A 19,298-nucleotide genomic window follows, 5' to 3' on the forward strand; every position below is an offset into this window, starting at 1 on the left:
AAAGGCGGCCCAGGCCGCCTTGGTTCTCTTTACTGCCTTACGCCCCAATCACCCCGCCATCTTCACGCGTGATCATCAATACCGATGAACGCGGGCGCGGGCTGTTGTTCGGGAAGTGCGAATCGCCCTCTTCTCCCGGATGCTGCACGTTGACGAACATCGTCTTGTAGTCCGGAGTGAAGGTGATGCCGGTCAGTTCGCAGGACTTCGGCCCCACCATGAAACGGCGAATTTCGCCGCTGACCGGATCACCCACCAGCATCTGGTTGTTGCCCTGCCCGACGTAATCCCCCTTGTTGCTGTACTTGCCGTCGGTGAGGATCCACAGGCGGCCGGCGCGATCGAAGCCCAGCCCGTCCGGGCTGTTGAACGTGTTGTCCGCCGTGATGTTCGGCGTGCCGCGGTTGACGCCTTCCGGGTGGGCAATCGGGTTGCCACACAGCGCATACATGTCCCAGGCAAAGGTGCCGGCGGTGGCGTCACCGCCTTCGTCCCAGCGAATGATCTGGCCATAGATATTGTTCGGCCGCGGGTTGGCGGCGTTCAGCGGCATCCCTTCCTCACCGCGCTTACTGTTGTTGGTCAGCGTGCAGTAAGCGCGGCCGTCATGCGGGTTCACCGCGATCCACTCCGGACGATCCATTTTGGTGGCGCCGACCTGCTGCGCCGCCTTGCGGGCGAAGATCAGCACTTCGGCCTCATCGCGGAAGCCGTTCTCCGGCGTCAGGCCGTTCTTGCCGAATTCGAGCGCAATCCAGCGTCCTTTGCCCTTCAGCGGCGTGCCGGCGTCGTCGCCGTCGAACTGCGCCACGTACAGCGTTCCCTCGTCCAGCAGCGTGCGATTGTTGGCCGGGTTGGCGGCGTCGACCACACCTTTGGAAACGTACTTATAGATATGTTCGCCGCGCTCGTCGTCCCCCATGTACACCACCAGACGGCCATCTTTGGCCACGGTCACCGCCGCATTTTCATGCTTGAAGCGGCCCAGCGCAGTGTGCTTGATGGGCGTCGAAGTCGGATTCAGCGGATCGATCTCCACGATCCAGCCATGGCGGTTGAATTCGTTGGGGTTCTTCGCCACGTCGAAGCGCTCATCATAGTCCGGCCAGTTACGCTCCGGCTCGCTGACCTTCAGCGTGTAGCGCTTCTGTTCCGGCGTGGTTGGGTAATCGGCCTGGCGGGTGCCGAAGTAGGTATCGAAGTTTTCTTCGCAGGTCAGATAGGTGCCCCACGGCGTCTTGCCGTTGGCGCAGTTGCCGAAGGTGCCCAGCACCTTGCGCCCGCTCGGATCGGCGGCGGTCTGCAACAGCGGATGCCCGGCGGCCGGGCCGCTGAACTGCATGTCGGTGTTGGCGGTGATGCGGCGGTTATAGCGCGACGGGCGCTCCACTTCCCACCGCTGGCCGTCGCCGACGCGCTTTACCGCCACGATGGAAACGCCGTGCGCCGCCTGCGATTTACGCACCTCTTCCAGACTGGTGGCCTTGGCGCCGCCGTGAGCGAACAGGTACTGCTCGTTGACGTATTCGTTATTGATGGCCATCACGCCGTGGCGATCGTCGATCGGGAAGAAGCTCATGCCGTCGTTATTGTCGCCGAACTGTTTTTCCTGATCGGCGGCGCTGTTGTTGCCCTGCGGATCGAAGGCCGGTGCGCCATCCACCAGCGGCTCCCCCCAGGAGATCAGCACCTCCGCACGGTAGCCCGGTGCGATGGTCACCTCGTCGGCGGTAGAGGCGGCGATGCCCTGAAAGCCCAGCAGTTTGTTCGGCGGCAGATCCTCGGCCAACGCCTCGGCGGAGACCGACCAGATGCCGCCGCCGAGAAAGCCGGCCAGGCCGACGGCGCCGGCGCTGCCGAGCAGCAGTTTGCGGCGAGTGGGATCGATCAGGCGGTCGGCGTCTAATTGCTCAATTTGCTTGGTCATAGCGTGGTTACCTTTTTAGTTATGGCGCCGCGGTCAAGATTCACCAGAGTTGCCGGGGCGCTCGGAGTTGGGCTTCATACTAATCAGGTAATGTGACGGAAAGGTTACGGACGACGGGCGCAAAAAGGCCGGGGGCGCAATTGCTTGCGCCCCCGGGGAGAGTTGGCTAACGCGCTGAAATCAGCGGCGCTGCAGGATCTCGAAGCAGTAGCTGTGCGAATTCAGATCGTCGGCGTCGTGGAACTCGCTGAACGTGGTTTCCCACTCGTCCGGCTCGTAATCCGGGAAGTGGGTATCGCCGCCGACCTCGGCGTCGATGTGCGTCAGGTACAGGCGATCGGCACGCGGCAGCAGCTGGGTATAGATGCGCCCACCGCCGATCACCATCACTTCTTCCACGTCGCCGGCGGCGGCCAGCGCTTCATCCATCGAGGTCACCCAGGTCACCCCGGCTTCGCTACCCGGACGGCTGCTCAAAACGATATTGTGGCGGCCCGGCAGCGGGCGGCCGATGGACTCGAAGGTCTTGCGGCCCATAATAACCGGCTTATTCAACGTGTTGCGTTTAAACCACGCAAGGTCCGCCGGCAGGTGCCACGGCATGGCGTTTTCCATGCCAATAACGCGATCCGCCGCCAAGGCAGCGATCAGGCTGATAATCATTGTTTAACCCTGTGTAGGCAGCAAAATTGGTGACACTATACGTAAAGGCCTGAGTGCCGTCGATAGGCTAATCAAGCAAGATGAATATATAAGATAGCTCTTATCAGCATATCTAATAACCAACGATCTCCCGCCGGGAAATTTCACACGCCGGGGCGTTTGCGGTACAGCCACAGACCCGGCAGCGACAGGCCGATCGACAACGCACCGACGATGAAACTGGCCTTGAGGAAGTTGGTGATCATGGTCTCCATCAAGGCTTCGCTGTAGCCCAAATGTGAGATCTCTACCACAGTTATCATCGCGGTATAGGCGGAAATGCCGGGGAACATCGGGATCACCGCCGCCACGGTGAACACCTTCGGGTGCGCCAGCAGCCAGCGCGACCAGTAGATACCGATGATACCGATCAGGATCGCCGCCAGCAGCGAGGCCCACTCGATGTTCATGCCGCCGTGCATCATCAGCATGCGCGAACCGCGCCCGATGGCCCCAAGCAACGCGCAATAACGCAGCGCGCGCAGCGGCACGTTGAACACCATGGCGAAGCCCAGCGCCGGCACCGCCGCCAACAACATCTCCTGCAACAAGGCCCACAGCAGACTCATGACCACCCCCGCAGATCCCACAGCGACATCGCCATCACCACCCCGATGCAGGTCGCCAGCGTCAGCAGGCTGGCCATCGCCCAGCGCGCCAGCCCGGTATTGACGTGCCCCTTGAACATATCGGCCACCGCGTTGATCAGCGGGAAGCCCGGCACCAGCAACAGCACGCTGGCGGCCATCGCCACGCTCGAGGTGTCCTTAAACGCCGGCAGGCGCAGCAGCAGCCCGGAGATCGACGTAGCGACAAACGCCGTCAGGCAAAAATTGATCAGCGGATTCATATGGCGGGCGGTGAGAATTTGGCGCACCAGCATCGCCGTGCCGCTGGCGATAAAGGTCACCAGGAAGGCGTCAGCGCCACCACCGTTGAGCATGCTGAAGCACCCGCAGGACAACCCCACCATCAGCACCACCAGCCAGCGCGGGTAGCGCAACGGCCGGATCCTGTCAAAACGGCGCGCCACGTCGTGCGCATCCGCCAGGTGGTGCTCGGCGAGGATCACGATATGCTGCACTTCGGTCACCACCTGCATATTGATGCCGCGATCGACGTTCTTGCGGGTGGTGGTCAGACAGGCGCCGTGGCTGAGGGTGGTCAACACCACCGCATTGGCGGAGATCGAGCTTTCCACGCTGTCCATCCCCAGCGCCAGTCCCAGGCGGGTCGACAGCTGTTCCACCACCGTGCTCTCAGCGCCGTGCTGCAACAGCAGCAGCGCGCATTGAATGCACAGGCGGGTTATTTCACGCTGTTGCCGGTGCGGTTCCGGCATGTCTGTGGCGTTAGTCTGCTGCATAGGGCTCCGTCGCTGGCGGTAGATGAATAATTATCATAGAGCCTAACAATACCTCATTGGGTTGATGCGCATCAGAGGAAGCGGCGTTATTATCGCCAGAACTCTGTCTTTTGCGCGAGACGCCCCATGCTTGAAACTTCGCTGTTCGTCGCCGGCATTGCCGCCCTCGGCATGCTCTCCCCCGGCCCGGATTTTTTCCTGGTGATCAAAAACGCCGCCCGCTATCCGCGGCTGGCCGCCATGATGACCGCCTTCGGCGTGATCTGCGGCGTCGCCACCCACATGTCCTACTGCGTCGCCGGGCTGGCGGTGGTGATCACCACCACGCCGTGGCTGTTTAACCTGCTGAAATACGCCGGGGCGGTCTATCTGGTGTGGATCGGCATCCAGGCGCTGCTGTCGCGCGGCGGCGGCAAGATGAACGTCAGCAATCTGCCGCAGCAGCAGGTCAGCCTGAAGAGCGCCTTTGCGCAAGGCTACCTGTGCAACCTGCTGAACCCGAAGGCCACCCTATTCTTCCTGGCGGTATTCACCCAGGTGCTGCAGATCGATTCCGGCCTGGGCGACAAGCTGTGGTACGCGGGGATTATTCTCGGCCTGTCGGTCATCTGGTGGCCGCTGCTGGTGTTCCTGATCCAGAGCGGGCCGGTGCGTCGCGGGTTGGAAAAGACCCAGAAGATCGTCGACAAGCTGCTGGGCGGTATGCTGATCGCCTTGGGCATCAAGGTCGCACTGAGCTAAGCAAAAAAAGGGGCGCCGATCTGGCGCCCCTACTCTTATCCTTTGGCTTCCACCACTTCATCCTCCGGCGCCTTGCCGTCGATACTGCCGCGCCAGCCGGTCTGCTGCACCCGCGCCAGCCGATTCTGATCCTGCTCGATGGCCGCGCTGAGCATCTCCTTGGCCCGCTGCAGGCTGGCGATGCGGAACTCGGTGTCCTGATAATTCTCCAGCGTGTCTTCCAGCATCTTCAGGTTATAGCGGCGGAACGTATCCGCCTTCTCGCGCGCCTCATAGGCGTCCAGCCCCAGCAGCTCAAGCGTTTCACGGCCGATGCGCAGCGAGCTTTCAAAGGTTTCGCGCTCCGGTTTTTCCACCCCCAGCTGCCGCAGCTGATACCAGTGATCGACGTCGCGCGCTCGCGCCACCACCTTCAGATGCGGGAAGTGCTGTCTGGCCAGCTCGGTTAGCGCCAGGCTGTCTTCCACGTCGTCGATGGCGTTGATCAGCACCTTGGCGTGGGCGGCGCCGGCGGCCTCCAGCAAATCGGCGCGCGTGGCGTCGCCGTAGAACACCTTGGTGTCGAATTTGCGCAGCGTCTCGATATGGTCCGGATCGTGATCCAGTACCACGGTGTGTACGCCGTTGGCCAACAGCAAGCGGCCGGCGATCTGACCGAAACGGCCGAAGCCGGCGATGATCACGCTGGCATTCTCGTCGTCGATAACGTCAGCCGGGCGCTCCTCTTTCGGCGCATTTTTCTCCAGCTGCGCGGCGATCACCAGCAGCAGCGGCGTGGCCGCCATCGACAGCGCCACCGCCAGCGTCAGCGACTTGGCCCATTCGACCGGCAGGACGCCGGCCAGCTGCGCGGCGCTGAAGATCACGAAGGCGAATTCACTGCCCTGCCCCAGCAGAATGGCGAACAGGCCGCGCTGGCGCTTCGGCACGCCGAGCAGCGGCCCAATCAGCCACAGCAGCGCCGCCTTGATCAGCATAAAGCCCAGCAGCAGCGAGGCGATCAGGAGCGGATGATGGAACAGCGTGCCGAAATCGATCGACATGCCGACGCCGATAAAGAACAGCCCCAGCAGCAGCCCCTTGAACGGCTGAATATCGCTCTCCAGCGCGTGGCGGTATTCCGAGCTCGCCAGCAGCACCCCGGCGAGGAACGCCCCCATCGCCATCGACAGCCCGGCCATCTCCAGCAGGATGCCGAAACCGAACACCAGGAACAGCGCCACGGCGCTGAACACCTCGCGCATGCCCGAACGGGCGACGAAGTGCAGCAGCGGGCGGGTGACGTAGCGGCCGAGCAACACCACTATCGTCAACGCGCCCACCACCTTGGCCGCCGACAGCACGAAAGCGCCCAGCGTGGTGGTGGCGCCGCTGCTGGCCAGCAGCGGGATCATCGCCACCAGCGGGATCGCCGCGATATCCTGGAACAGCAGCACCGCAAATGCGCTGCGGCCGATCGGCGACGGCGTCAGGTTGCGTTCGCTCATCGCCTGCATGGCGATGGCGGTGGATGAGAGCGCCAGCGTCAGGCCAATCAACAGCGCCACCTTCCAGTTGAGGCCCAGGAAGTAACAGAAGGCGCTCAGCGCCAGGCCGCAGCCCACCATCTGAATGCTGCCGCCGCCGAACACCGAGGCGCGCAGCGTCCACAGCCGCTTGGGATCCAGCTCCAGGCCGATGATAAACAGCATCAGCACCACGCCGATCTCGGCGAAGGTCAGGATCGACTCGGCATCCGACACCAGCTTCAGCCCCCAGGGGCCAATGATGCAGCCGGCAATCAGGTAGCCGAGCACCGAGCCCAGCCCCAGTCGCACCGCGATCGGCACAAACAGCGCGGCGGAGCCGAGGTAGATCAGCCCCTCGATCATCATGTGGTGGTTATCCATGGCTGGCCTCCCGTGTTTCCGCTTCGGCATGTTCCATCAGGTAGTCGACCAACCGCTGCCGGTAGGCTTCGCCGGCGGCGAGCAGCGCCGGTTCGTTGCAGGTAAAGGTGTTATGCAGAGCGAAAAAAGGCTGCCAGTTCATGCCGCAGTAAATCGCCGTGGCCTGCAGCGGCTGCGCCAGCGCGGCGAAGTTGGGAAAGTCGCCCAGCTCGAAGTGGTGCTCGTCGCCGCCGCTGGTCACCGCCCACAGGCAGTCTTTACCCACCAGCGCGTTGCCGTCGTGGCCGTAGGCCCAGCCGTGCTCCAGCACTTTGTCGATCCACAGCTTCAACAGCGGCGGGAAGCTGTACCACTGCATCGGATGCTGCAGCACCACCAGGTCGGCGCGCTCCAGCGCCCGCTGCTCGGCGTTGATGTCGATATTGAAATCGGGGTACAGCTCATACAGCGAGCGCACCTCTACCTCGGGGAGATCCCTCACCGCCTGCAGCAGGCGCTGATTGGCATGCGAATGCCGGGGATACGGGTGAGCATAAATTATCAGAATCATTGTTATCGTCGTTCCTTCGTTCCTTGCCAATACACCAAGCATATACCAATCACACAGGGTGACAGTTTGCCCACTGATTGATAGCGGAAATTTTTAACGCCAGCCGACAAATTCGCTGTATAAAAAAGGGCGCTGCATCTGCAGCGCCCCTGGCGTAGCGTTATCGCGCGGTTATTTGCCGATGCGCGCGTGCATTTCCTGCACCGACGTGACCTGTTCGGTCGGATCCGCTTTCAGCGCCATCGCGGTGGCGAAGCCGCCGTTCAGCGTGGTGTCGTAGTGCACCTTGTACTGCAGGGCGCTGCGGCGAATCAGCTTGGAGTCTTCAATCGCCTGACGGCCGGCCGTGGTGTTGACGATGTAGGTGTACTCGCCGTTCTTGATACGGTCCTGAATGTGCGGACGCCCTTCGTGCACCTTGTTGACCAGGCGCGGGTTGATGCCCGCTTCGCCCAGCACAACCGCGGTGCCGTGGGTAGCGTCCAGCTCGAAGCCCTGCTTCAGCAGGCTGGCGGCCAAATCGACCACGCGAGCCTTGTCGCCTTCACGCACCGACAGCAGCGCGCGGCCCTGCTTTTTCATGCCCGAGTTACTGCCCAGCATCGCTTTGGAGAAAGCTTCCGCGAAAGTGCGGCCCACGCCCATCACTTCCCCGGTAGAGCGCATTTCCGGCCCCAGAATCGGGTCGACGCCCGGGAATTTGTTGAACGGCAGCACCACTTCTTTCACCGAGTAGTACGGCGGGATAATTTCTTCGGTCACGCCCTGCTCAACCAGCGTTTTGCCCGCCATCACGCGCGCGGCCACTTTAGCCAGCGGCACGCCGGTCGCTTTGGACACGAACGGCACGGTACGCGCGGCGCGCGGGTTCACTTCAATCAGGTAGACTTCGTTGTCTTTCACCGCGAACTGCACGTTCATCAGGCCGCGTACCTGCAGCTCGAACGCCAGTTTTTCCACCTGGCGACGCATCACGTCCTGAATTTCCTGGCTCAGGGTGTATGCCGGCAGCGAACACGCGGAGTCGCCGGAGTGCACGCCCGCCTGCTCGATGTGCTCCATGATGCCGCCAATCAGCACGCGCTCGCCGTCGCAGATGGCGTCGACGTCCACTTCCACCGCGTCGTCCAGGAAGCGGTCCAGCAACACCGGCGCATCGTTGGACACGCTGACCGCAGTCTGGAAGTAACGGCGCAGGTCGGTTTCGTCATAGACGATCTCCATCGCCCGGCCGCCCAGCACGTAGGAAGGGCGCACCACCAGCGGATAGCCGATGCCCGCCGCCTTCTCCACCGCCTGCTCGATGGCGGTGACGGTGGCGTTGGCCGGCTGCTTCAGGCCCAGACGGTTGACCGCCTGCTGGAAGCGCTCGCGGTCTTCGGCGCGGTCAATGGCATCCGGGCTGGTGCCGATGATCGGCACGCCCGCAGCTTCCAGCTCGCGCGCCAGCTTCAGCGGGGTCTGGCCGCCGTACTGCACGATCACGCCCTTCGGCTTCTCGATGCGCACGATTTCCAGCACGTCTTCCAGCGTCACCGGCTCGAAGTACAGGCGGTCGGAGGTGTCGTAGTCGGTGGAGACGGTTTCCGGGTTACAGTTGACCATGATGGTCTCGTAGCCGTCTTCGCGCAGCGCCAGCGAGGCATGCACGCAGCAGTAGTCGAACTCGATGCCCTGGCCGATACGGTTCGGCCCGCCGCCCAGCACCATCACTTTCGGCCGGTCGTTGGTCGGGTTGGACTCGCACTCTTCTTCATAGGTGGAGTACATGTAGGCGGTGTCGGTGGCGAATTCCGCCGCGCAGGTATCCACGCGCTTGTACACCGGATGCAGGCCGTGGCTGTGGCGCAGCTTGCGAATTTCGCTCTCGGCGACGCCGGCCAGCTTGGCCAGACGCGCATCGGCGAAGCCCTTGCGCTTCAGGGTGCGCAGGAACGCTTTGTTCAGGCCGTTGATGCCCGCGTCGGCCACCTGCTCTTCCAGGCGCACCAGCTCTTCAATCTGCACCAGGAACCAGCGGTCGACGTTGGTCAGGTTGAAGACGCCGTCAACCGACAAACCGGCGCGGAAGGCGTCGGCGATGTACCAGATGCGGTCAGAGCCGGCGTCTTTCAGCTCGCGGCGGATCTTGGTCAGCGCTTCCGGATCGTCCAGGCTGACTTTCGGGTCGAAGCCGGTAGCGCCCACTTCCAGGCCGCGCAGCGCTTTTTGCAGCGACTCCTGCTGGGTGCGGCCGATGGCCATCACTTCGCCGACCGACTTCATCTGGGTGGTCAGGCGATCGTTGGCGCCGGCGAACTTCTCGAAGTTGAAGCGCGGGATCTTGGTCACGACGTAGTCGATGGACGGTTCGAACGATGCCGGGGTGCGGCCGCCGGTGATGTCGTTCATCAGCTCATCGAGGGTGTAGCCCACCGCCAGCTTGGCGGCGATCTTGGCGATAGGGAAGCCGGTGGCTTTCGACGCCAGCGCCGAAGAGCGCGACACGCGCGGGTTCATTTCGATAACGATCAGGCGGCCGGTTTTCGGGTTGACCGAGAACTGCACGTTGGAGCCGCCGGTTTCGACGCCGATCTCACGCAGCACCGCCATCGAGGCGTTGCGCATGATTTGGTATTCCTTGTCGGTCAGGGTCTGGGCCGGTGCGACGGTGATCGAGTCGCCGGTGTGGATGCCCATCGCGTCGAAGTTTTCGATGGAGCAGACGATGATGCAGTTGTCGTTCTTATCACGCACCACCTCCATCTCGTACTCTTTCCAACCGATCAACGATTCATCGATCAGCAGCTCGTTGGTCGGCGACAGGTCCAGACCGCGTTCGCAGATCTCTTCGAACTCTTCGCGGTTATAGGCGATGCCGCCGCCGGTGCCGCCCATGGTAAAGGAAGGGCGGATGATGCACGGGAAGCCGACGTCAGCGGCTACCGCCAGCGCTTCTTCCATGGTGTGCGCAATGCCGGAACGCGCGGTGTCCAGACCGATTTTCTTCATCGCCACGTCGAAACGGCGACGGTCTTCGGCCTTGTCGATCGCATCGGCCGTCGCGCCGATCATGGTAACGCCGAACTCGGCCAGCACACCCTGACGCTCCAGCTCCAGAGCGCAGTTCAGCGCCGTCTGGCCGCCCATGGTCGGCAGCACCGCATCCGGGCGCTCTTTTTCGATGATCTTGCGCACCACTTCCCAGTGGATCGGTTCGATATAGGTCGCATCGGCCATTTCCGGGTCGGTCATGATGGTCGCCGGGTTGGAGTTGACCAAAATGACGCGGTAACCCTCTTCGCGCAGCGCTTTACACGCCTGGGCACCCGAGTAGTCGAACTCACACGCCTGGCCGATAACGATCGGGCCAGCGCCGAGGATCAGGATGCTTTTTATGTCTGTACGTTTTGGCATTTTTTACTGCTCCTGATTATTTGGCGTTAGAACGGTAAGTCTCAATCAGTTCGATAAAGTGATCGAACAACGGCGCGGCATCATGCGGGCCTGGGCTGGCTTCCGGGTGCCCCTGGAAGCTGAACGCCGCTTTGTCGGTGCGGTGAATGCCCTGCACCGTGTGGTCGAACAGCGATTTGTGCGTGACGCGCAGGTTCGCCGGCAGGTTGTTTTCATCGACGGCGAAGCCGTGGTTCTGCGCGGTGATCATCACGGTGTTGTTGTCCAGATCCTTCACCGGGTGGTTGCCGCCGTGGTGGCCGAGCTTCATCTTCATGGTTTTCGCCCCGCTGGCCAGCGCCAGCAGCTGGTGACCCAGGCAGATGCCGAACACCGGAATGTCGGTTTCCAGGAACTGTTTGATGGCGGCGATGGCGTAGTCGCATGGCTCCGGGTCGCCCGGGCCGTTGGACAGGAAGATGCCGTCCGGATTCATTTTCAGCACCTCGTCGGCCGGGGTCTGCGCCGGCACCACGGTCAGGCGGCAGCCGCGATCCACCAGCATGCGCAGGATGTTGCGCTTGGCGCCGTAGTCGTAAGCCACTACGTGGAACGGCAGCTCCGCGGCGGTCTTGGCTTCAGGCAGGTCGCCTTCAAGCGTCCAGCTGCCTTGCTGCCAGCTGTAGGCCTCTTGGGTGGTGACCTCTTTCGCCAGATCCATGCCCTTCAACCCCGGGAAACCTTGCGCCTTGGCCAGGGCCAGCGCGGCGTCCGTCGAGTCGGCGGCGATGATGCAGCCGTTCTGGGCGCCCTTCTCGCGCAGCAGGCGGGTTAATTTACGGGTATCGATATCGGCGATTGCCACGATGTTGTGACGCTTGAGGTAGTCGGACAGGCTTTCTTCGTTGCGGTAGTTGCTGGCGATCAGCGGGAGGTCACGAATGACGAGGCCTTGGGCGTGTACTGCGGAGGATTCTTCGTCGGAAGCATTAGTGCCGACATTGCCGATATGAGGATAAGTAAGAGTAACGATCTGGCGGGAATAGGAAGGATCAGTGAGGATTTCTTGATAACCGGTCATCGACGTATTGAAGACCACTTCCCCCACTGCCGTTCCCTCTGCCCCGATGGCCCGACCGTGGAATTGGGTTCCGTCTTCCAGAACCAATAGCGCTGACTTTATCAAAACATCCTCCGAGGAATAATCAATCACAATATTTGCATATTAATTCAGATATCGCGATCTAAATCAATGCAAAAACCGTCCGCGAGGCCAATTTTTGGCAAATTGGGCGCATTTTAATGATGAGTGTCCGGCTTGTCTACCCAAACTGCCGTTTTTTGTTTTATTTTTGCAGTTCTCGCCGCTCATGCGGCTTGAGCGGCGATAAAAACACAGAAAACCGGGGCTGGAAAACGGTTGCGAGGCTGAATGACGAAAAATGGCGCCAGAATGGGCTCCAAAAGACGCTGAAATGAGATCTGGTGGATAAAAACGGGATGATTAGCAAGGAAAACATCAATAAATAACGATCAATGAAATAAAAACACACCAACGCTTAATTTTTCATGTTAAAAAAAAGGACAATAAAATTATTGTCCGATTATCATAGCATTATGATCAATACAACCACATCACGATGGTATGCAAATTAATTATAATTGGTCCAAATTCAACACGTCACGCATATCAAACATACCTTTATCCCGGCTATGCAACCAGGCAGCCGCACGCACCGCACCGCTGGCAAAAGTCATCCGGCTGGAGGCCTTATGGGTAATTTCCACCCGTTCACCGATGTCGGCGAACATCGCGGTGTGCTCGCCGACGATGTCGCCGGCACGAATGGTGGCAAAGCCGATGCTTTTCGGATCGCGTTCGCCGGTATGGCCTTCGCGCGCATAGACCGCGCAGCTTTTCAGGTCGCGCCCCAGCGCGCCGGCGATCGCTTCGCCCATGGCCAGCGCCGTGCCCGACGGCGCATCCACTTTGTGGCGGTGGTGCGCCTCAACGATTTCGATATCGGTATAGTCGCCCATCACCTGCGCGGCCTTCTCCAGCAGTTTCAACACCAGGTTGACGCCGACGCTGAAGTTGGCGGCGAACACGATGCCGATATGCTGCGCCGCATCGCGGATCGCCTGTTTGCCGGCGTCATCGAAGCCGGTAGTGCCAATCACCATCGCCTTGTGGTGCGCCACGCAAAAATCCAGGTAACCCCGGGTGCTTTCCGGGCGGGTGAAGTCGATCAAAATATCGAACTCGTTCGCCACCTTCTCCAGACTGTCGCTCACCTTGACGCCCAGCGCGCCGATGCCCGCCAGTTCGCCGGCGTCGACGCCGACCAGGCTGGAGCCCGGGCGCGACAGCGCCGCCCCCAACACCACGCCTTCCGCCTGCTGCACCGCCTGGATCAATTGACGGCCCATCCGGCCGCCGGCGCCCGCAATCGCAATGCGGATTTGTGAATCACTCATGCTTGCTCTCTTCTTGATTTGACGCCTATCCCATTAGGCTATCGATTCAGGGTAACCGCCCCGCTTCAGCGTCGCCAGAGGATTCATTTCATAATTAGAAAATTATGATATTCCTCCGTTCTCATCAGCGGCGCTGTCGTGAGATTAACATTCAACCGATTTGGCGGCCTGCGACGATTGTACATAATCATGCAGTTTTCATGGCAAAAAAATGCAGAAAAAAGGCGCCGAAAACGGCGCCAGAGGAAGGAAGAACGGCGAGGTCAGGCGGTAATGGCGGCCACTTCGTTGGCGATCGCCGTCAGCGCGTCGTGGCGGGCATAGTCCTCACGCACCAGCGCCGCGCGTTGCCGATAGATCGGCTGTTGCAGAATGCGCATCGCCGCCGCCAGGATCTGTTCGGCGGTCGGCGTACTGGTGTGCAGGCTGATGCCGCAGCCGGCGGCCACCACGCGCGCGGCCGCCTCCAGCTTGTCCTCGCCGGTGCCGGCGACGATCAGCGGCACGCCGCTGTCCAGCGCATAGTTGATCGAGCCGTAACCGCCGTTGGTGATCAGCAGCGCCGTCTCCGGCAGCCAGCGTTCGAAGGAGATGAACTCCCGCACTCTGGCATTGCCCGGCAGTGCCTCCATCAGCCCTTCCGTCGCCCGTCCGCCGGTCGTGGCCAGCACTCGCACCGGCAAATGCGCCAGCGCTTGCAGCGTCGGTACGATCAGCTGATGCAGATCGACATTGGCCAGCGTGCCCTGTGTCACAATCACCAACGGCCGACGGTCGTCCGCCTCCCACAGCGTCTCTTCCGCCGCCGGCTGGCCGCCGCTGCGCAGCGGGCCGACAAAGCGCACGCCGCTCGGCAGATCGTCACGCTCATATTCCAGCGCCGTGGTAGCCAGCTGCAGGAAACGCTCGCAGCCGCCGATCAGCGCGTCGGTGAATGGGCGATCCAGCGCCCGCCCGCCCGCCTGCACCAGCGCGGTATCGAAGCTCTGCTGTACTTCATCGAGCAGCACGCGCGTTTCTTCATCCACCAGCTGCTCACGGGTCAACGCCTGTGGCAGCAGCGCCGGCGGGATACGCGGGCCATAAAAAATAGCATCGCGCGAAGAATACGACAGCGGCGTAACGCCGATACCGAAGACCGGCGGCCGCTCGGCGGACTGCAGCAGCGGCAGCACGCCGTAGAAGCAGTTCTCCACCATCAGCAGATCGGTCTTTTCGGCGGCGATGGCCGCACGCAGCTGCCGATCCAGCAGCGGGATCGGTGCGGCGAAGAAATCCTTCAGCGCCAGCGCCATCTGCGCATTGCCCGGCGGCAGCGCGGCGCGCGCCGGAAAGTGCTCTTCCAGGTGGCGATAGTCGAAATCCACCTGCGCGTCGAACGGCACGAAGTTCGCGCCCGCCGCCTCGGCGCGTTCGCGAAACAGCGCGCCGGTCATCACCCGCACCTGATGCCCTTGGGCAATCAGGTGGCGAGCGATGGCTAACATCGGGTAAACGTGCCCCGGAGTGGCGACCGCCGCCATCAGTATCCTTGCCATAATGCTCCTTTACGCTTCTGCGTTGGCCGGCTTCAGCGCCAGATTGGCGCACACCGGGTTGCTCTGAATATGCACGCGCTGCAAATGACGCGCGGAACGGGCGGTAAAGCCCTCACGGCCGTGCAGCAGCGAGAAGTTGTCCGCCACCACCACGTCACCCTGTTGCCATTGGTGGGCATAATAGTGACGCGGATCGTACAGGTGCTGCTGCAACGTGTGATGGAACTGTTCCTGCTGCTGTTCCGGCACGCCGTGATATTCCAGCGCATGCTGGTTGAGGAATTTTTTCCCCTCCGTCGGCGGTTCATTGTAGCGCATGATTAACCCCCTGCCGTTCGGGTGCTGCACCACCAGCGGCGAACAGACCTCACCACCGTAATGCACCACCTGCTTGATGCGGTAGGTGATCGAGACCGACAGCCACTGATCCAGCAGCGCTTCGTCCGCATTGGCCAGCAGCCGCGTGGTGTCTACGAAGGTGGTGCATCCGCCTTCGTCCTGAGAAGGTGCCGCTACGCAGTGGAACAGCTGGAACTCGGGGATGGTCGGCTTATACATGCCATCCCAATGCAGCGGGACGTAGCTGCTGTCGAAGATATGATCCTTGGCGTCCGGATGTTCCTTCACGTCCAGCACCGCACCGAACGGCCACATCATGATTTCGCCCCACTGTTCGGCATAGCGAGTCAGGACTTCCGCCTCGCTGAAACCGGAGTCGAATCCGCGCAGCACCAGCAAGTGGTGTTCCTGCGCCAGCGCTCGCAGCGCCGCCACCGGCAGCTCGCCGATCTTTTGCCCCGGGTGCTGCGGCGTCAGGATCGCGCCGAACGGGGTATTCGGTTGGATATGGCAATTAAGCGGTTGGTTGTTCATCGGTGATTCTCCTTGCATCGAATGTGCTGCTCACACGGCAACGTGCCGTCAAAAACGCGCCCGCCAGGATTCCGGGCGCAAAAGCCTGCGGCGGCCTCAGGCCATCTGTGGCTGCTCGATCAGGTAATGGCTCGGCGTGCCGCGGATCTCCACCAGTTCGCCGTCCAGGCTCTGCGCGTCTTTACGCTTCATCAGCACGAACTGGCCGTTCACGTTCGCCGCCACGCCGTGCCACGGCGTCAGCCAGTCGTCTTTGGTCGGCATCATGTGGATGCCCATTTTCAGGCTGTCGACCGGCTGCGGGTGAATCGACAGGCGGATCGCAGCCGGGAAATGTTGCGCCAGCAGGTTGCCCCAGGCCCAGCTGCGTTGGATCACGCCGCAGGCGCGCTGCTTGGCGTCCTTCTGCAGCGCGGCGTTGGAACCGCTGTAGCCCGGCAGTTGGCTGTCTTCATACAGGAAACGCGTGATGGCGCGGTACAGCAAGAGGCCCTGTTCGTCCTGCATCAGCTGTTGCTTGATCGCCTCTTCCGACTCGGCGTAGCCGTCCACCAACAGCCGGCGCAGCAGATCGTAATCGTCGGTATGCTCCGCCAGGCCTTTGACGTCGCCGAGGTTGAACACGCTCAGGTGCGTCGCACCCACTTCATGCAGCAGGCCTTCAATCTCGCGCTGATAGTGGTTGATCGCTTCGTCGCTGACGCGGATCAGATCGCCGAACACGTGGCCGTCGGAGCAGATAACGATATGCGCACCCGGCGGGTAATAGAGTTGAATACGCTGGCACAGCGAGTTGAGGAAGATCAGCGACAGCCGCTCCGCCATGTCCGGCACCGCGCCGATCACCTTGTTGGTGTTGGGCGACTTGGTCGGAAAGGCCGGCAGCACGAATTCGATGCGCTGCTCGTTTTCAATGAATGCCCGAATGCGTGGCAATTGCACCTGAGTGACCCGTTGTTCTTCTTCGGCAATTGAGGTGTCGCCACCGGGGAAACGGCGGCGGTATTGCAATAATTCACGTAGGATTTTTAACGCTATTTCATCTTTCTGAACGCTGTCCACAATGTGCTCCTGTTGCGATGCGGCGCGGGTGTATTATTGAAAAGCGCAATAAGATTTATCAAAAAGAGAAAAAACCTCTGCGAGATAATAATTAGCCCGGCGTTTATATGCTTCAGGCAATATAGAAGAGATGGTGCTATATTATTAGCCCGTATAATTCACAATCTTGGTTAAGTTGTGCTTAACAAACTATGAGCAATATTTTAAAACGCATGGCCATTTTCTCAAAAGTGGTCGATTGCGGCGCATTCAGCATGGCGGCAAAAGAATTGGGCATGACGACCTCGGCCGTCAGCCAACATATTCGCCAGTTGGAGGAACATCTGGGCATTCAATTACTGTTGCGGTCGACGCGTTCATTGAGTCTGACCGAAGCCGGATTGTGCTTTTATGAAGATTGCCTGCTGATGATCCACGCCGCCGAACGCGGCCAACAACGGATCGCCGCGCTGCGTGGCGAACTGGTGGGTGAACTACGCGTCGCCACCTCGACCGAATTCGCCACCCACTATCTGGTGCCGGCGCTGCAGAGCTTCCTCGACGAGCACCCGCGGCTCACGCTGCGGCTGGAAATCCACGATGAGAAGATAGACCTCATCACGCAACGCATCGATCTGGCGATACGCGGCGGCGTGCTGGCCGACTCCAGCTACGTTTCCACCCGGCTGGCGCGCTGCCGCGAAGTGCTGTGCGCCTCGCCGGCCTACCTGGCGCACCACGGCGTGCCGGATTCGCCGCAGGCGCTGACGCATCACCACTGGGTGACCTTTACACCGCTCGGAAACCCGCAGTTTGTTCGTCTGATCCATCGCGACGGCGGTGAACACCGCATGCGCATGACCGGGCGCTTGTTCACCAACAGCGGTATGGCGATGAAGGAGTTGGCGCTGACCGGCAAGGGTATCATTCGCAATTTCTTCGCCAACGTTGAGCGTGAGTTGCTCAGCGGCGAGCTGATTGAAATATTGCCCGACTGGCGATTACCGGAAATAAATTGCTATGCCATTATGCCGCGTCGGGAGATTCAGCCATTAAAAGTCCGACGATTGCTGGAGCATATGAAGCTCTATTTAAAGGAGAAAGGATTAAACGCCTTAGAACATATTCGGCAGGAATAAAATAAGAAACATCTGCAACACCCATTATTGTAATTATTGTAATCACCTTGCCAACGCCAGGCCTTATTTAGATTGCAGACTAATGATACCTTGATTAATGACTTTTCGTCAGCTTATATAATTAATGACACCGACGCTATTTCAAATACTCAGAATAAATTTGACTTTAGTTAGCAGAAAATTTGAATATGCGCAGCGTTTTATTTTCAATGCCATGCGAATGCCCAAAAAAACGGGAAGCCTGGGCTCCCCGTTGTCATCCGCCGGCGCCTGTCAGTCTATCTGACGAACGTCCACGCGCAGCTCTTTCGGCACTTCGAACACGATGTTCTCTTCACGCCCGCTGATTTCATGCACGTCCATACCGCCCAGCGCTTTGAGGCGAGAGATCACCTCCTGCACCAGCACGTCCGGCGCTGAGGCACCGGCGGTAACGCCGATATGGCGCGCCCCGCTCAGCCAGCTCTCCTGAATATCCGCCGCCGAATCGATAAGATAAGCCGGTTTGCCGACGCGCTGCGCCAGTTCCGCCAGTCGGTTGGAGTTGGAGGAGTTTTTTGACCCCACCACCAGCACCACGTCCGCATCGCCGGCCAGGTTACGCACCGCTTCCTGACGGTTGGTGGTGGCGTAGCAAATGTCATCCTTGCGCGGGCCGATAATGCTCGGGAAACGCTGGCGCAGGGCGTCGATCACGTCCGAGGTATCATCTACCGACAGCGTGGTCTGCGTCATGAAGCACAGGTTGCTTTCATCTTTCACCTGCAGCTTCCACACGTCTTCCGGCGACTCGACCAGGTACATGCCGCCCTGCGGGTTGCTGTACTGGCCCATGGTGCCTTCCACTTCCGGGTGCCCGGCGTGGCCGATCAGAATCGCTTCGGTGCCGCGGCGGCTGGCGCGCGCCACTTCCATATGCACCTTGGTCACCAGCGGGCAAGTGGCGTCGAACAGCATGGTCAGATCGCGCGCCTTGGCTTCGGCGCGCACCGCCTGAGAAACGCCGTGCGCCGAGAAGATCAGGATAGAGCCGTCCGGCACTTCCGCGATCTCTTCGATAAACACCGCGCCGCGCTCACGCAGGCTGTCGACCACGTAGCGGTTGTGCACCACTTCATGCCGCACGTAGATCGGTGCGCCATACAGTTCCAGCGCGCGTTCCACGATGCTGATCGCACGATCAACCCCGGCGCAGAAGCCGCGCGGGTTAGCCAGCAATATTTGCATGCATCTCCTCCTGCTGCGGATCGATCTCCAGCACTTCGATATCGAAGGTCACCGGATGGCCCGCCAGCGGATGGTTGAAATCGACGGTGATCGAATCTTCCGCCACCGCGCGCACCACGCCCGGCATTTCACTGCCGTCGATGGCGGTAAACAGCATGATGGTGCCCACGTCCGGCACGCCGGTTTCCGCGAAGTCGCGGCGCGAGAAGAACTGGACCAGATCCGGGTTCTCCGCGCCGAACGCCGCTTCCGGCTGCAGGGTAAAGGCGCATTTGTCGCCCGCGCGCAGGCCAAGCAGCTGCGCTTCCAGCGGTGCCGACAGGCTGCCGTCACCCAGGCGGAACAGCGCCGGCTTGCCGCTGCTGCGGGTGGATTCGGCGGTCGAACCGTCTTCCAGTTTCAGCGTAAAGTGAACCAGCACCGCGCTGTCACTGATAACCTGAGCCGTCATA

At 60.9% G+C, this 19,298-nt stretch carries 16 protein-coding genes; 2 read left to right on the forward strand and 14 right to left on the reverse strand.

All coding sequences use genetic code 11. The features are described 5' to 3' along the window. Positions 1 to 37: 37 nt before the first annotated feature. The 4 genes from WCL58_RS16150 to WCL58_RS16165 form a co-directional block, all read right to left on the reverse strand. On the reverse strand, positions 38 to 1,927 hold the full coding sequence (locus tag WCL58_RS16150) for a PhoX family protein (protein WP_336851370.1): 1,890 nt from the start codon (positions 1,925 to 1,927) through the stop codon (positions 38 to 40). A gap of 180 nt (positions 1,928 to 2,107) precedes the next feature. Beyond that, the gene (gene folA / locus WCL58_RS16155; RefSeq protein WP_038873402.1) at positions 2,108 to 2,590 is read right to left on the reverse strand and encodes a type 3 dihydrofolate reductase; all 483 of its coding nucleotides are present in this window, start codon (positions 2,588 to 2,590) and stop codon (positions 2,108 to 2,110) included. 143 nt (positions 2,591 to 2,733) lie between these two features. After that, positions 2,734 to 3,198 carry a threonine/serine exporter gene (locus WCL58_RS16160; RefSeq protein WP_033637072.1) on the reverse strand — a complete coding sequence of 155 codons (465 nt, stop codon included), beginning with the start codon at positions 3,196 to 3,198 and terminating at the stop codon, positions 2,734 to 2,736. Continuing rightward, positions 3,195 to 3,995, reverse strand: a complete 801-nt coding sequence (locus WCL58_RS16165) for a threonine/serine ThrE exporter family protein (protein WP_060426347.1) — start codon at positions 3,993 to 3,995, stop codon at positions 3,195 to 3,197. Before WCL58_RS16165 ends, WCL58_RS16160 begins: the two co-directional genes overlap by 4 nt. A gap of 126 nt (positions 3,996 to 4,121) precedes the next feature. On the opposite strand from WCL58_RS16165, the gene WCL58_RS16170 reads away from it, so the two are divergent. After that, a complete protein-coding gene (locus WCL58_RS16170) occupies positions 4,122 to 4,736 on the forward strand; it encodes a LysE family translocator (RefSeq protein ID WP_015376619.1) in 615 nt (204 codons plus the stop codon). A 35-nt stretch (positions 4,737 to 4,771) separates the two neighbouring features. On the opposite strand, the gene kefC is transcribed toward WCL58_RS16170, so the two are convergent. The 8 genes from kefC to pvcA form a co-directional block, all read right to left on the reverse strand. Further along, entirely contained in the window at positions 4,772 to 6,625 is a 1,854-nt protein-coding gene (gene kefC / locus WCL58_RS16175) for a glutathione-regulated potassium-efflux system protein KefC (protein WP_038873391.1), read from the reverse strand. Beyond that, the gene (kefF, locus tag WCL58_RS16180; RefSeq protein WP_060422413.1) at positions 6,618 to 7,175 is read right to left on the reverse strand and encodes a glutathione-regulated potassium-efflux system oxidoreductase KefF; all 558 of its coding nucleotides are present in this window, start codon (positions 7,173 to 7,175) and stop codon (positions 6,618 to 6,620) included. Before kefF ends, kefC begins: the two co-directional genes overlap by 8 nt. Positions 7,176 to 7,346: 171 nt before the next feature. Continuing rightward, positions 7,347 to 10,571: a carbamoyl-phosphate synthase large subunit gene (gene carB, locus WCL58_RS16185; RefSeq protein ID WP_033649161.1), complete on the reverse strand. Its 3,225-nt coding sequence runs from the start codon at positions 10,569 to 10,571 to the stop codon at positions 7,347 to 7,349. Between the two features lie 16 nt (positions 10,572 to 10,587). Further along, positions 10,588 to 11,736: a glutamine-hydrolyzing carbamoyl-phosphate synthase small subunit gene (gene carA / locus WCL58_RS16190; protein WP_141957952.1), complete on the reverse strand. Its 1,149-nt coding sequence runs from the start codon at positions 11,734 to 11,736 to the stop codon at positions 10,588 to 10,590. 470 nt (positions 11,737 to 12,206) lie between these two features. Then, positions 12,207 to 13,028 carry a 4-hydroxy-tetrahydrodipicolinate reductase gene (gene dapB / locus WCL58_RS16195; RefSeq protein WP_336851371.1) on the reverse strand — a complete coding sequence of 274 codons (822 nt, stop codon included), beginning with the start codon at positions 13,026 to 13,028 and terminating at the stop codon, positions 12,207 to 12,209. Positions 13,029 to 13,291: 263 nt separating this feature from the next. Beyond that, on the reverse strand, positions 13,292 to 14,551 hold the full coding sequence (locus WCL58_RS16200) for a glycosyltransferase (RefSeq protein ID WP_194573093.1): 1,260 nt from the start codon (positions 14,549 to 14,551) through the stop codon (positions 13,292 to 13,294). Between the two features lie 24 nt (positions 14,552 to 14,575). Continuing rightward, positions 14,576 to 15,439, reverse strand: a complete 864-nt coding sequence (locus tag WCL58_RS16205) for a TauD/TfdA dioxygenase family protein (RefSeq protein ID WP_049272798.1) — start codon at positions 15,437 to 15,439, stop codon at positions 14,576 to 14,578. Between the two features lie 96 nt (positions 15,440 to 15,535). Then, on the reverse strand, positions 15,536 to 16,501 hold the full coding sequence (gene pvcA, locus WCL58_RS16210; protein ID WP_060422401.1) for an L-tyrosine isonitrile synthase: 966 nt from the start codon (positions 16,499 to 16,501) through the stop codon (positions 15,536 to 15,538). Positions 16,502 to 16,713: 212 nt separating this feature from the next. On the opposite strand from pvcA, the gene WCL58_RS16215 reads away from it, so the two are divergent. Beyond that, positions 16,714 to 17,619, forward strand: a complete 906-nt coding sequence (locus WCL58_RS16215) for a LysR family transcriptional regulator (RefSeq protein ID WP_227818464.1) — start codon at positions 16,714 to 16,716, stop codon at positions 17,617 to 17,619. A 273-nt stretch (positions 17,620 to 17,892) separates the two neighbouring features. On the opposite strand, the gene ispH is transcribed toward WCL58_RS16215, so the two are convergent. Next, the gene (ispH, locus tag WCL58_RS16220) at positions 17,893 to 18,846 is read right to left on the reverse strand and encodes a 4-hydroxy-3-methylbut-2-enyl diphosphate reductase (RefSeq protein ID WP_038873368.1); all 954 of its coding nucleotides are present in this window, start codon (positions 18,844 to 18,846) and stop codon (positions 17,893 to 17,895) included. After that, positions 18,827 to 19,297: an FKBP-type peptidyl-prolyl cis-trans isomerase gene (gene fkpB / locus WCL58_RS16225; protein WP_033637057.1), complete on the reverse strand. Its 471-nt coding sequence runs from the start codon at positions 19,295 to 19,297 to the stop codon at positions 18,827 to 18,829. Before fkpB ends, ispH begins: the two co-directional genes overlap by 20 nt. Position 19,298 lies beyond the last annotated feature (1 nt).

The sequence above is a fragment of the Serratia sp. TMDUHS_CL genome (genome assembly GCF_037137105.1).
Lineage (GTDB): Bacteria > Pseudomonadota > Gammaproteobacteria > Enterobacterales > Enterobacteriaceae > Serratia > Serratia nevei.